The 14,406-nt window shown below is 66.7% G+C and carries 9 protein-coding genes; 4 read left to right on the top strand and 5 right to left on the bottom strand.

Going from position 1 to position 14,406, the window contains the following annotated elements; all coding sequences use genetic code 11:
- Positions 1-209: 209 nt before the first annotated feature.
- On the bottom strand, positions 210-797 hold the full coding sequence (gene grpE / locus OKW29_RS38130) for a nucleotide exchange factor GrpE (protein WP_090803117.1): 588 nt from the start codon (positions 795-797) through the stop codon (positions 210-212).
- Positions 798-1,162: 365 nt separating this feature from the next.
- On the opposite strand from grpE, the gene OKW29_RS38125 reads away from it, so the two are divergent.
- Positions 1,163-1,324: a hypothetical protein gene (locus tag OKW29_RS38125; RefSeq protein WP_167368620.1), complete on the top strand. Its 162-nt coding sequence runs from the start codon at positions 1,163-1,165 to the stop codon at positions 1,322-1,324.
- Here OKW29_RS38125 and OKW29_RS38120 read toward each other — a convergent pair.
- From OKW29_RS38120 to hrcA, 3 genes are all read right to left on the bottom strand, one after another.
- Entirely contained in the window at positions 1,296-1,703 is a 408-nt protein-coding gene (locus tag OKW29_RS38120) for an RNA-binding S4 domain-containing protein (protein WP_018419480.1), read from the bottom strand. The two genes, OKW29_RS38125 and OKW29_RS38120, sit on opposite strands and share 29 nt — an antisense overlap.
- Before the next feature lie 8 nt (positions 1,704-1,711).
- Entirely contained in the window at positions 1,712-2,782 is a 1,071-nt protein-coding gene (gene hemH / locus OKW29_RS38115; protein WP_429294523.1) for a ferrochelatase, read from the bottom strand.
- Between the two features lie 181 nt (positions 2,783-2,963).
- Complete coding sequence (gene hrcA, locus OKW29_RS38110; RefSeq protein ID WP_090803113.1) at positions 2,964-3,983, bottom strand: heat-inducible transcriptional repressor HrcA; 1,020 nt, start codon at positions 3,981-3,983, stop codon at positions 2,964-2,966.
- 210 nt (positions 3,984-4,193) lie between these two features.
- On the opposite strand from hrcA, the gene OKW29_RS38105 reads away from it, so the two are divergent.
- Positions 4,194-5,096 (top strand): NAD kinase, encoded by a 903-nt coding sequence (locus OKW29_RS38105; RefSeq protein ID WP_184055543.1) that lies wholly within the window; start codon positions 4,194-4,196, stop codon positions 5,094-5,096.
- A gap of 66 nt (positions 5,097-5,162) precedes the next feature.
- The gene (recN, locus tag OKW29_RS38100; RefSeq protein ID WP_429294522.1) at positions 5,163-6,830 is read left to right on the top strand and encodes a DNA repair protein RecN; all 1,668 of its coding nucleotides are present in this window, start codon (positions 5,163-5,165) and stop codon (positions 6,828-6,830) included.
- Positions 6,831-6,935: 105 nt separating this feature from the next.
- On the opposite strand, the gene glnE is transcribed toward recN, so the two are convergent.
- The gene (glnE, locus tag OKW29_RS38095) at positions 6,936-9,731 is read right to left on the bottom strand and encodes a bifunctional [glutamate--ammonia ligase]-adenylyl-L-tyrosine phosphorylase/[glutamate--ammonia-ligase] adenylyltransferase (RefSeq protein WP_429294521.1); all 2,796 of its coding nucleotides are present in this window, start codon (positions 9,729-9,731) and stop codon (positions 6,936-6,938) included.
- 264 nt (positions 9,732-9,995) lie between these two features.
- On the opposite strand from glnE, the gene OKW29_RS38090 reads away from it, so the two are divergent.
- On the top strand, positions 9,996-14,258 hold the full coding sequence (locus OKW29_RS38090) for a YhdP family protein (protein ID WP_429294520.1): 4,263 nt from the start codon (positions 9,996-9,998) through the stop codon (positions 14,256-14,258).
- Positions 14,259-14,406 lie beyond the last annotated feature (148 nt).

The following is a 14,406-nucleotide window of genomic DNA, read 5'->3' as shown; positions in this document are numbered from 1 at the left end:
CCTCTTTTGCTATGCGGTCTTTAATTTTTTTCAATCACGGGGTGAGGCGCCTGAATCTTCGCCGCGAGCCCGCTCCGTCAGTCTGTGCGGCGCCCCCGGCGTGGTTCGCCGGAAGTGCCTGAATCGATGGGACCTTTGCGGCACGTAGCGATGCGAAGCGACGCAGCAGACGCCACCGGCGCAAACGCCCGGAGCGAGTGTCGACGTGATTACTTCGGCGCCGCGACGGTCACGAGCGCGGGACGCAGCACGCGATCCGCGATCACAAAGCCCTTTTGCAGCACCGCGACGACGGTGTTCGGCTCCTGGTCGGCCGGCACCATCGAAATGGCCTGATGGCGATGCGGATCGAACTTTTCGCCGACCGGATTGATCGCCACGACGCGACCCTTCTCGAGCGCGCCGCTCAACTGCCGCAGCGTGAGCTCGACGCCTTCGCGGACCTTCTGCAAGTCGTCGGACGAATGGGCGACGGCCGCCTCGAGACTGTCGACCACCGGCAGCAGATGCTCGGCGAAGCTCTCGATCGCAAACTTGTGCGCCTTGGCGACGTCTTCCTGAGCGCGACGGCGCACGTTTTCGGTTTCGGCCTTCGCGCGCAGGAAGCTTTCCTGCAACTCGGCGATCTTCGCCTGAGCGTCGGCCAGCGCCTGCTCGGCGGCACCCTGGGCCGGTTCCGCGGGGGCGCCGGTGTCCGGCTGTTGAGCAGCGGCCCCGGCCGCCTCGGCGGCCTGGCGCGCGGCTTCGTCGGCGGGCGTGGGATTCTGGCTCGTCGGGTTCTCTTGCGTGTTTTCCATGTCGCTGAAAGTCGTTAAAAAGTAAAAGCCAAAGGCGGTGCAAGCCGTTCCGACACAGTACGATTCATGCTTTGCAAAATCGCGACACGCGTCTTCGCGCCGATCCGCCAGACCGGACCCCAGATGGGGCCTGAAAAAGCCGTTTCAAGCCGGTCGAGGGTTTTTTCGCACCACCGACGTGCAGGCGAAATGCGCCGTAACAAGCCTCAACGTGGCGCAATCAGATAGAGATTGAGTGCAGCCCGCAACTGACCTATTCTCCAGTCATGGAGCGGCAACGCCACGTTAACCCTAATCTGACGTAAGCGTTACCGACACCTGACAGTCGTTCCGATAGCCTGTTTCAGCCCATCAAGGGGAGTACCGTGAAACTGACCTTTGCAATCGGGGTGGTCGCACTGGTACTGATCGCGGGCACCACGACCATCTGCATGTCCGGTGCGGTCAACGACCACACCACCGAGTACGGCGGCGCACACGCCACCGTGGAGCAGTTTCTCAATCCCCACCTGAAAATCTGTCGATAGTGCGCCGGTCGCGTTTGGTCGGTCGGCCGTGCAGCGCGGCGGCCGGCTCGTGGTAGACCTTGCGCCGTTCCTGCTCGACCTGCCGCTTCGCCTTGCTCTGCGCGGTTTCCACATAAAGCGTCTGCGCGACGCTCGCCGGACCGCGTACGTCGCATACGCCCAGCACCTCCACCTGCCACACGTAGCGCTCGATCTCGATTTCGACCAGATCGCCAACACGCACGTCCTTCGCCGGCTTCACGGCGACGCCGCCGATACGCACCCGCCCCTTGTCGACCGCCTCCGCGGCCAGCGAACGCGTCTTGAAGAAGCGCGCGGCCCACAGCCATTTGTCGATGCGCAGTTTCGCGCCCGGTTCGGTTGAAATGCGGTAGTTCATCTGCGTATTCAAGCTCCTGTCGTGTGCGGCACCGGCACCGCCTGCACGGGCCAGCCCTGCAGATGCTGCGCAACGATTTCGCCAAGCGCGGCAACCCACGGCTGCGACGCGTTCAGACAGGCGATCCGGTGAAACTCCTTGCCACCCGCCTGCAGAAATTCGCCGCGCACTTCCATGCCGATTTCCTCGATCGTTTCGAGGCAGTCGGCGGTGAAACCCGGGCAAAACACGTCAGCACGCCGCACGCCTGCCGCGCCGAGTTCCTTCAACGTCGGCGCCGTGTAGGGCTGCAGCCATTCGGCCTTGCCGAAGCGCGACTGGAATGTGATGCGGCATTCGACCGACGTCAAATCGAGCGCCTGCATCAGCAGCGCGCCGGTCTGCTGGCATTGCTCGTGGTACGGGTCGCCGAGGTCGAGCGTGCGCTTGGGCACGCCGTGGAAACTGAGCACGAGCTTGTCGCCCGCCGCGAAATCGGGGCGGCCGTGCAGATGCCAGTAGTGGTGCACCTGTGCGGCGAGCGCCGCGATGTACGCCGGGTGATCGGCGTACTGGCGCACGGTGCGGACTTCCGGCTGGTTGCGCATGCGCTTGAGAGCGGAAAAGGCTTCGTCGAACGCGGTCGCAGTGGTCGACGCCGAATACTGCGGATACATCGGCATCAGCAACACGCGCTCGGCGCCCGCGAGCTTCAGCTGGTTCAGCATTGCCGGAATGCCGGGCGTGCCGTAGCGCATCGCGTAGTCGACCAGCACCGTGTAGTCGTTCAGTTGCAGCAGATGGCGCAGGCCCTCGACCTGCTTTTCGGTGTGGACGCGCAGCGGTGAGCCCTCGGGCATCCACACCGCCGCATACTTCTTCGCAGAGCTGCGGCCGCGAAACGGCAGAATCAGCAGACGCAGAATGAGCTGCCACAGCAGCGCCGGAATTTCGACCACGCGAGGATCGGACAGGAACTGCGCAAGGTAGCGGCGCACCGCGCGCGGCGTCGGCGCGTCGGGCGTGCCGAGATTGATCAGCAACACGGCGACGCGATGCGACGTGGCGTTCTGTGAAGGCCGCTCGAGGTCGAAGCGCATAGGTAGCAGAAATCACCGCATTTTGCGGCGAGTCGATTCAATGGAGATTCATTATAGCGGCGCGGGTTCTGCCCGGCGCCGCCAGAGACCCCTGGCCATTCGGACGATTGGCAGACACCGCGCGTTCGCGCATCATGATCGCCACGCACTGCGATGACGACAGTTCCGCGGAGCCCGAGGACTACTGCTGGCTGAGCGTCATGGACAACAGCCGCGCGGTGATGTCCACGATCGGAATCACGCGGTTGTAGGCCATGCGGGTCGGTCCGATCACACCGAGCGTGCCGACGATCTTGCCGTTCACCTCGTACGGCGCGGTGACGACGCTCATTTCCTCGATCGGTACCAGATTCGATTCGCCGCCAATGAATATTTGCACGCCCGCCGCGTGACTCGACACGTCGAGCAACTGAAGGAGGCTGGTCTTCTGGTCGAACACATCGAACAGCTTGCGCAGGCGCGCCATGTCCGACGAAAGATCGGCGACTTCGAGCAGATTGCGCTCGCCCGAGATCAACACGGTCTCGCCGGTGTCGGATTCGTCGGTGCTGGCGGTGACGGCCGCGTGCATCAGCGAGGTCATGTCGCCACGCAGCTCGTCGATTTCCTCCCGCAGGCGGCGGCGCACCTCGTCGAACGAGAGGCCCGCGAAGTGCGCGTTGATGTAATTGGAGGCTTCCACCAGCTGCGAAGGCGAAAAGTCGCGCTGGGTGGCGAGGATGCGGTTTTGCACGTCGCCTTCGGGCGTCACGATGATCAGCAGAATGCGCTGGTCGGACAGGCGCATGAATTCGATCTGCTTGAACACGTGGCTGCGACGCGGCGTGAGCACGACGCCGGCGAACTGCGACAGATTTGAGAGCACGCTCGCCGCCGCGGCGACGATCTTCTGCGGCTCGCCCACCTGCAGCGTGGTCTTGACGGTGCGCGTCACCGCCTCCTCGTCGGCGGCGGATTCGACGGTCAGCATCGTGTCGACGAACAGGCGGTAGCCGCGTGGCGTCGGAATGCGCCCTGCCGACGTATGCGGACTGATCACGAGCCCCAGATCCTCGAGGTCCGACATCACGTTGCGGATCGTGGCCGGACTCAGTTCGAGGCCCGAATAACGTGACAGCGTGCGCGAGCCGACCGGCTGACCTTCGGCGATGTAGCGCTCAATCAGCGTTTTGAGGAGGGTTTGTGCGCGAGGATCTAGCATGACGAAAAATTTTAGCTCATTGGCATCGCAGCCGAGAGCGCCCGCGGCGCCCGCTCCCGGCGAATGCACCGCCGTCGGCGGGCTCGCATGTCATCGGGTCTTCACCATTCTAACGATAATCGCGACATACGCAGACGCCCTGCGTGCGCCGCCCCACAACCGGGTTGGTCTGCGGTTCTTTTCAGGCCCTACCTATGGTGTAATGCCGGCATGCAAGTGACCAGCCAGTTCAAGACCGTCGCGCTCGTCGGGCGCAGCAATACGCCAGGCATCGGCGAGCCGCTGACCGCGCTCGCCGCCTGCATCGCGAAGCTCGGCCTCGAAGTCGTGTTCGAAGCCGACACCGCCGCCGAAATCGGCGTGACCGACTATCCGGCGCTGCGTCTCGCCGAGATCGGCGCGCGCGCCGACGTCGCCGTGGTGCTCGGCGGCGACGGCACGATGCTCGGCATCGGCCGCCAGCTCGCGCCGTATCGCACGCCCTTGATCGGCATCAACCACGGGCGGCTCGGCTTCATCACGGACATTCCGATCTCCGACATGCGCGAGATCGTGCCGCAGATGCTGTCCGGCAATTTCGAGCGCGAGGAGCGCGTGCTGCTCGAAGCGCGCATCGTGCGCGACGGCACGCCGATCTACCACGCGCTCGCGTTCAACGACGTGGTGGTCAACCGCAGCGGCTTCTCGGGCATGGCGGAGTTGCGCGTGTCGGTCGACGGCCGCTTCATGTACAACCAGCGCTCGGACGGCCTGATCGTCGCGACGCCGACCGGCTCGACCGCGTACGCGCTGTCCTCGCAGGGGCCGATCCTGCATCCGCAACTACAGGGCATCGTGCTCGTGCCGATCGCGCCGCACGCGCTGTCGAACCGGCCGATCGTGCTGCCGGACGAATCGAAGGTCAGCATCCAGATCGTTTCCGGGCGCGAGGTGAACGTCAATTTCGACATGCAGTCGTTCACGTCGCTGGAGCTCGGTGACACGATCGAGGTGCGCCGTTCGCGTCACACGGTGCCGATGCTGCATCCGGTCGGCTACAGCTACTATGCGACGCTACGCAAGAAGCTGCACTGGCACGAGTACCCGTCGCACGAAGAAGACCCGAGGCCGTAAGCGGCACTTTGATTTCGCACGCCGCCGCGGCCGCCACCCGAATCCCAAGCTCACCCGACCACCTCCATGCTTCGCCACCTCTCGATACGCGACTTCGTCATCGTCGCCGCGCTCGACCTCGAATTCGACAGCGGCTTTACCGTTTTCTCGGGCGAAACCGGCGCCGGCAAATCGATCCTGATCGACGCGCTCGCGCTGGCACTAGGCGCGCGCGCCGAGGCGAGCGTCGTGCGCACCGGCGAGAGCCGCGCCGACATCACCGCGGAGTTCGAGACGCACGCACAGGTCGATCAATGGCTCGACACGCAGGCGCTCGGCGCGGCCGACGACGGCCAGCACGGCGGCACCGTGATGCTGCGACGGGTGGTCGACGCGAACGGCCGCTCGCGCGCGTTCATCAACGGTACGGCGGCCACGCTCGCGCAGCTGCGCGAGGTCGGCGAGATGCTCGTCGATATTCACGGCCAGCACGCGCACCAGTTGCTGATGCGCCCGGACGCGCAGCGCGAGCTGTTCGACACGCACGCGGGCCTGTCCGACCTGGCCGCCGCCGTCACGCGCGCGTGGCGCACGTGGCGCGACAAGGCGCAGGTCGTCGAGCACGCGCAAACGCGCGATCGCGAGCTGCAACTCGAACGCGAGCGACTCGCGTGGCAACTCACCGAACTCGACAAGCTCGCGCCACAGCCGGGCGAATGGGAAGAAGTCAGCACCGAGCATCGGCGGCTGTCGCATTCCGCGAATCTGATCGACGGCGTGCAGGGAGCGCTCGGCGCGCTGTCCGAATCGGACGACGCGATGATCACGCATCTCGGCTCGATCGTGTCGAAGGTGCGCGACCTCGCGGAGATCGACCCCGCGCTGAACGACGTGCTCGCCGCGCTCGAACCGGCCGAAATCCAGTTGCAGGAAGCCGCGTATTCGCTGAGCCACTACGCGCAGAAGCTCGAGCTCGATCCGGAGCGGCTCGCGCAGGTCGAAAAGCGCCTCGACGCGCTGCACTCGGCCGCGCGCAAGTTCCGCCTGCGGCCTGAGACGCTGCCGGAAGAACACGCCGAGCGGCGCAAGCAACTGGCCGCGCTCGACGCCGCCGCCGACCTCGACGGCCTGCGCGCCGCCGAAGCGCAAGCGAAGGAAGTGTTCGTCGCCGAGGCGAAAAAGCTCTCGAAGGCACGCGCGAAAGCAGGCAAGGCGCTCGGCGAGGCGGTCACGACCGGCATGCAGGAACTGTCGATGAAAGGCGGCAGCTTCGAGGTCGCGCTGGTGCCGCTGCCCGAAGGCGGCGCGCACGGGCTCGAGCAGATCGAGTTTCGAGTCGCCGGTCATGCCGGCGTGCCGCTGCGGCCGCTCGCGAAGGTTGCGTCAGGCGGCGAACTCGCGCGTATCAGTCTCGCGCTCGCAGTGATCGCGAGCGCGGCCAGCCCGACACCGACCCTGATCTTCGACGAAGTGGATACGGGCATCGGCGGCGGCGTGGCCGAAGTGGTCGGACGGCTATTGCATCAGCTCGGCGAGGCGCGCCAGGTGCTGTGCGTGACCCATCTGCCGCAGGTCGCCGCGCGCGGCGATCATCATTTCCAGGTCGCAAAGATGAGCAACGGCACCGGCGGCACGCTCAGCAGCGTGAACTCGCTCGACAAGGCGAGCCGCATCGAGGAAGTCGCGCGCATGCTCGGCGGCCTCGAAATCACGGCGACCACGCGCAAGCACGCGAAGGAAATGCTGGCCGCCTGAAATTGCGCCGCGCATAGGCGGCCGCACACGGCTGAGTCGGCTTGGCCGGGACGTCACACCGATCCCGGCCGCGCATGATGCGCTACGCGAAGTGCATGAGCGCCCTTACCCAAACACCCTCTTCCACAACGCCAGCACCGCCTCGCGCTCGGCCGCGACCAGCGCCGGATCGACCCGCGCCTTCTCCATCCCATCGAGCCGCAGCGTGTGCTGCAGCTTGCGATAGCGCCGATAGGCGGCGCCGACCGTCTCCGCTTCCGCTTCGCTCATCAGCCCGAAACGCGACACCTCACGCAGCAGCGCGATATTGCCGGTATTACGGATCAGCTCGGGATCGCGCGCCGCATGCAGCAGCACCCAGTACTGCACGGTGAACTCGATATCGACCATGCCGCCGCGGTCGTGCTTCAGGTCGAACAGCGCCGGCGTATGGTTCGGATGTCCCGCCTCGACACGCGCGCGCATCTCGACGATCTCTTTCGCGAGCGGCGCCGCTTCGCGCGGCGTCGTCAGCACCTGTTCGCGGATCGCCTCGAACTTCGCGCCGATCTCCGGATCGCCCGCGCAGTAGCGCGCACGCGTCAGCGCCTGATGCTCCCACACCCACGCGGTATTCGCCGCGTCGCCCTCGCGCAGCTGGTAGCGACGGAACGCATCGAGGTCGGTGATGAGCAGGCCTGACTCGCCGTTGGGCCGCAGCCGCAGGTCGATGTCGAACAATGTGCCGGCGCCGGTCGCGGTGGTCAGCCATGTGATCAGACGCCGTGTGTAGGTTGCGTAGACGTCGGCGGCGGCATCGCCGGGATCGTCGTACAGGAAGATCAGGTCGAGGTCCGACGCGTAGCCGAGCTCCTTGCCACCGAGCTTGCCGTAGGCGATCACCGCGAAGCGCGGCACGTCGCGATGACGTTTGGCCAACTGCTTCCACACGGCTTCGATCGTCACGTCGAGCACCGCGTCGGCGAGCTCGGATAGCCGGTCGCTGACGTGCTCGACGGACAGCTTGCCGGCAAGCTCGATCAGCAGAATGCGGAACACCTCGGCCTGATGCGCGTGACGCAGCAGATCCATCTGCTGCTCGACGCCATCGGCGGCGGTGAGCCGCAAACGCAACGTACGCTTGAATTCAGCCCAGTCGAACGGACTGTTGATCGCCTCGACGTCGAGCAGCTCGTCGAGCAGCTGCGGATGGCGGATCAGATAGCCGGCCGCCCAGCGCGAGCCGCCCAGCACCGACAGCACCTGGTGCAGCGCCTGCGGATACTCGGTCAGAAGCGCCAGATACGCGCCGCGCCGGCTCACCGCTTCGAGCAGATCGAACAGGCGCGCGACCGTATCGCCGCGCCGCCCGGCCGGCTCCAGCGTGCGCGCGGCTTCGAGCGCGCGCTGCGCGACGATGTCGAAACGCTGCCGGCTGCGCTCGTTCAGGCCCGTGTAGCGCGACGAGCGCCACACCGCCTGCAGCCGGGCGAGCAGCTCACCGGGCTCGGCCACCCCCAGTTCGACGAGGCGCGCGCGCAGTGCGTCGTCGGCGCTATCGTCGGCGAGCGCGCTGCTCCACACCCACGCGGCCGCGCCGTCCTCGGGCGCGCCGCAACCGTCGCGGCCGCCCACCTTGTCGGCGAAAATCTGGTCGAACTGCTGTTCGACGAACTCGCGATGCGCGTCGAGCTTCGTCATCAATTGCGGGTAGTCGTCGCAGCCCATCACGCGCGCGAGCGCCATGCGGTCTTCGGCATCGACGGGCATCGCGTGGGTCTGCGCGTCGTTGCGATATTGCAAACGATGCTCGAGCTCCCGCAGAAAGCGATACGCCTGCGACAGCTTCACGCACACCGACGGATCCATCAACCCATTCGTGGCCGCGTGGCGCAGCACGGCGAGCGTCGGCCGCACGCGAAAGCCGGCGTCCTGGCCGCCGCGGATCAGCTGGAACACCTGCGCGCTGAATTCGATTTCACGGATGCCGCCACGGCCGAGCTTGATGTCGTCGGCCTTGTCGGGGCGCATCGACGCGCGGCGCTGCGCCTCCTGGCGAATCTGCAGATGCAGCGCGCGAATCGCGCTGATCACGCCGAAATCCAGATAGCGTCGATAGACGAACGGCGTGACGATCGCCCCGAGCTGCTTCTGCAGCCGCTGCGCCGAGGCGCTCGCGCCCTCGGACACGAGCCGGCCCTTGATCCACGCGTAGCGCTCCCACTCGCGGCCCTGCACATAGAAATACTCTTCGAGCATGCCGAGGCTGCATACGAGCGGCCCCGAATCGCCGTTCGGCCGCAGACGCATATCGACGCGAAACACGTAGCCGTCGGCGGTGACTTCGGCGAGCGCGCCGATCAGCCGCTTGCCGAGCCGCGTGAAGAACTCCTGGGTCGCGAGCGGCGAGCGCTGGCCGCCGGCGGTCTCGCTGTCGTCCTCATAGACGAAGATCAGGTCGATATCCGACGACACGTTCAGCTCGCGCCCGCCGAGCTTGCCCATACCGACCACGCCGAGTGTGAGCCGTTCGCCCTGCTGGTCGCGCGGCTCGCCATACAGCGCTTCGAGCTCGGCGCTCAGCACCGTCAGCGCGCGCTGGATCGTCGTTTCCGCGAGATCGGTCATCGCGCCGGTGACTTCGGCGATATCGGCCTCACCGGCCAGGTCGCGCTCCATCACCGCGCAGAATACTTCGGTGCGCAGCCGGCGCAGCGCGCGCTTCAGTGCATCTTCGTTGACCGGCGCACCGGCTGGGCTCGCCGCCTCGGCGCACAGTTCGTCGAGACGCGCGTCGATGCGCTCGCGCGTCAGCGGTTCGTCGGCCAGCGCGCCGACATGCGCGACCAGTTGCGGGCGGGCCGCGGCGGCGCGCGCGGCATAGTGCGAATAGCTGGAACTCAGGAGGGTGGCGTCAGTCATCAAAAATCTGGCTCGCTCGTTGCTTGATCGAATTTGTCCGGCGGTATTCTGACGGTGTACGGGTGTCGTTCCGGGGTCGTTGTCGTGTCGTTCCGTCGTGCCATCGGCATGCGGCGCCAAGCGTGCCGGCCCCCGTGCCGGACGGCCTCGCCAATCGCCGTCACGGGCCGTCGGACAGGGTTTGCAGGAGGTCCGCCGACGCTTTCCCGTGTGATACATTTCGTCGTTAACACGCAAAACTACCATACGCCCAGCCGCCGCAGCATGTCCGAGCGAAACGAATCCGCCGACCCGCAAACCCCACCGCAGGTCCGGCATGTGAGCGGAAGCGACCACATCGTGCTGCGTCGGACGTTGCGCGTGCTCGCCGCGCTCGCGCTCGTCCTCTATTTCATCGCGGGCGGACTGTTTCTGGGTTTGCGCTACGTGGTGCTGCCGCGCGCCGACATGTTCCGGCCGCGCATCGAAGCCGCGGTCTCCGACAAGCTGCGCACCCAATTCACGATCGGCCGGCTCGCGCCGCACTGGAGCGGCTTCCAGCCAGGGCTCGATGTCACGAATCTCGTCATCCGCGATCACGACGGCCAACCCGCGCTGACGATTCCGCACGCCACCGCGTCGGTGTCCTGGCGCTCGCTATGGGAGTTTCATCTGGCGCTGTCGAGCCTGATCGTCGATCAGCCGGACGTGCTGGTGTCGCGCAGCGAGGACGGCGTGCTGTCGGTCGCGGGCGTGCCGGTGCCGACGCGCCACAGCGGCAACGACGCGCTGTCCACCTGGTTGTTGCGTCAGCAGGCGATCGTCGTGCGCGGCGGCGTGCTGCGCTGGCGCGACGCGACGCGCAACGAACCCGAACTGGCGCTGCGCGACATCCGCATCGCGATCCTCAATGACGGCCGCGACCACCGCATGGCGCTGCAGGCGCCACCCGACGGCCAGGTGCTGAAAGGCCCGCTCGACTTCCGCACGCACTTCCGCCACGCGCCGCTCTCGGCGCTCGGCAAGCCGATCAACTGGAGCGGGCAGGTGTACATGTCGACGGGCCCGGTCGATCTGCCGACGCTCGCGCGCTACATCCAGTTCCCGATCGAGACGTTCGCCGGCCGCATCGACAATGCAATCTGGATCGACTTCAGCGAAGGCCGCATGACCCAGGCGACCGGTCAGTTGAGCGGTTACGACGTCGCGATGCGCGTGCGCCCGACCCAGCCAAAGCTGCTCGTGCCGATCGCCCACTTTCTGTGGCGCGTCGAGGCAAACGAAGGCGAGTACCGGCTGCAGCTGTCGGACCTGCGTGCCGAGCTCGGCCAGCCGCCGCTCGAAGACGGCACGCCGCTCACGCGCATCCTGCGCTTCCGGACCCTCGACAGCCGCTACCGGATGGCGTCGCAGCAGCATGGCCAGCTTTTGAGCGTCAGCGGCGATCGCGTCGATCTCGGCATCCTCGCCGAATTCAGCCGCGCGCTGCCGCTGCCGCGGCACTTTCTCAATGAACTCGTGCGCATCAATCCGCGCGGGCGCGTCGCGAACTACGTGATCGAGCTCGAGCGCGGCAAGCCGGAATCCGGAGAAGTGGGCAGCGACCATCGGCCCACGGGCGCTGAACCGATCGAGCGTTATCGCTTCAAGGGCGATTTGCAGGGCATCAGCTTTGCCGCTCAGGAGCCGGGGCCGGGCCTGACGCCGCGCGGCCACCCGCGCGCCGGCGTTCCCGGCATCGAAAACCTGTGGGGCAACGTCGACGCCGATGAAAAAGGCGGCCACGCGAACTTCGATACGACCAACGTGGCGATCACGCTGCCGGGTGTGTTCGACGATCCGCGTCTCACGCTTGCGCGTCTGCACGGCCGCGCCGACTGGACGATGGGCACGAAGGCACCGGGCGACACGCGTCCCGCGTTCGCGCTCAAGCTCAACAATTTCAGCGTATCGAACCCTGACGTCGAGGCGAGCGCGACTGCGAGCTACAGCAATCCCGGCCACGGCCGCGGCTCGCTCGACCTGAAAGCCGACTTCCAGCGCGCGCAGGTGACGCACATCGCCCGCTATCTGCCGACCGCGGTCAGCGAAAAGCTGCGCATTTACCTCGGCCACGGCTTGCAGGCTGGCGTGTCGCATGGCGCCACGATCGAAGTGCACGGCGACCTGACCAAGTTCCCCTACGCGCGCGACCCCGACGCCGGCATCTTCCACATCGTCGCGCCGTTCACCGGCGGCAAGTTCGATCCGACGCCGTTCCCGCCGCGCAACATGCGCAACGGCACGCCAAACGTTTGGCCGCCGCTCGACCGCATCGACGGCGTGTTCGAGCTCAAGCAGAACGTGCTGCGCTTCGACATCGACCGCGGCCGTTACAAGCGCGTCGCGCTGACCGGCGTGAACGGCCGCATCGACGACCTCGGCACCAAAGGCTCGAACCTAACCATCCAGGGCAACGGCCGCGGCCCGCTCGCCGATATGCTCGACTACGTGAACGGCAGCTCGCTCGGCATCATGGCGCGGCACCAGACCGAAAAGATTCGCGCGGAAGGGCCCGCGTCGCTCGCGTTGAAGCTGACGATCCCGCGTACGCCGAAGCCGCATATCGGCGTGGAAGGCGCGCTCGGCTTCCAGAACAATCGCCTGAGCGTGAGCAATGCGCCGTCGCTGTCGCAGCTGAACGGCCGGGTGCGCTTCACCGAACGCACGGCCGAGGTTGAGCGGCTCTCCGGCCAGTTCCTCGGCGGTGACGTGCGTGCGAACGGCGGCTTGCGGCAAGACGGCACGTACGCGCTCGCACTCAACGGCCACATCGCCGTCGATGCCGCGCGCGAGCTGCATCTGCATGGCCCGGCCGCACAGGTGCTCACGCATATGAGCGGCAGCGCGCCTTATGCATTGCGCGTCACCGGCGCGAAGGGCCGCCTGCCGGAGGTCAGCGCCAACTCTGATCTGAGCGGCCTCGGGCTCGATTTTCCAGCGCCGTTCAAAAAGACTGCCGGCACGCCGATGCCGCTGCACTTCTCGGTCAATCCGTCGACGGTGCCGGGCGAAGCCGGCCTCGAACGCGCCGACCTGACGTTGGGGCCGGTCGTCGCCGCGTATCTGCTGCGCTATCGGCCGAACGCGCAGCCGCGTACGTCACCGACCGTCGTGCGCGGCGCGATCGGCGTGAACCGGCCGATCGACCTGCCGTCCGAGGGCGTGGTCGCCGCGGCGGACATCAAGGAGATCGATGCCGACGCCTGGCGCGCGCTCGCCGCGCAGCTGCGCGCGGGCGTGAGCGCGGGCGGGGCGAATGGCGTGAACGGCGGTGCGAACGGCGGCAATACCGCCGGCAGCGCGGCCACACCCGCGGCCGCGCCTACGGCCGTGCCGAATCCCATGCTCACGCAGTTCCTGCCGAACCGCTTCGCGCTGCACATCGACATGCTTACGCTGCTCAAGCGTCACTGGGACAACGTGATCGTCGGCGCGTCGCACGTGGATCGCACGTGGCAGGCGAACATCGCGTCGAATCAGGTCTCAGGCCACGTGTCGTGGCTGCCAGGAGCGACCCGCGAATCGCCGGGCGAACTGCAGGCGCGCTTCGCGCGCGTCGTGATTCCGTCGGTCGCGGACAAGGACCTGCTCGGTCCGGCGATGTCGGCGCCCGCGCTGAACATGCCGTCGATCGATCTGGTCGTCGACGAGCTGATCGTGCACGATCGCAACGTCGGCCGGCTCGAGGTCGACGCGCACAACTTCGAAGAAAACGGCGTGCCGGTCTGGCAGCTCGACAAGCTCGACGTGACGAACCCCACCGCGACGCTGACCGCGACCGCGAACTGGCGTACTTCGACCGAACTGCCCATCTCGGCCGACGAAGCCACGCCGCGCCGCACCGTGTTCGATTTCAAGCTCGACATCAAGGATGCCGGCGCAATGCTCGAGCGCTTCGGTCTGCCGAGGACGCTCAGGGGCGGCACCGGCTCGATTCAGGGCAAGGCCGTGTGGCAGGGCGGCCCGACCACGATCGACTATTCGACGCTGAACGGCAACCTCGCGCTGGATCTACACCACGGTCAGATCCTGAAGGTCGATCCGGGCGTCGCGACGCTGCTCGGCGTGCTGAGCCTGCAAAGCCTCGCGCGCATCGCCACACTCAATTTCCGCGATGTGATCGGCGAGGGCCTGCCGTTCTCGAGCGTGACGGGTACCGCGCAGATTCATGACGGCATCGCCCGCACCGACAACTTCAGGATGGTGACCGCGCCGGCCCGCGCCGAGATGGTGGGCTCGGTCGACATCGCGCAGAAGAGCCAGGACCTGCACCTGCACGTAGTGCCGACCGTCAGCGCCGGCTCCGCGGTGATCGCCGCGACGGTCATCAATCCGCTGATCGGCCTCGGCGCGCTGATCGCCGATATCGCGTTCACGCATGGGGTGTCGCACGTATTCGCGCGCGACTACGCGATCACCGGCTCGTGGTCGAAACCGCACGTCGAGCGGGTGACGGGCGAAGGGGGTAAGATTGACGCTCCGGCTTCGACCGTGGAAGCGCACTGAGCTCCGGTTTCCCTGGCGCCGCCGTCTCGAACCACGCGGCCGCTCGTGCCGCTCTATCGACTCAACGCGCCAACGGGGCCGAGCCAGCCCAGAACCATGCATGCGGCGCCCGCGCTTCACACCGCCGCCCGCCGGGAGTCTTTCGACA

The sequence above is a fragment of the Paraburkholderia sp. CI3 genome (assembly GCF_050436505.1).
Lineage (GTDB): Bacteria > Pseudomonadota > Gammaproteobacteria > Burkholderiales > Burkholderiaceae > Paraburkholderia > Paraburkholderia tuberum.
Note: the sequence above shows the minus strand (reverse complement) of the source record. Positions and strands in the feature narration are given on the sequence as shown.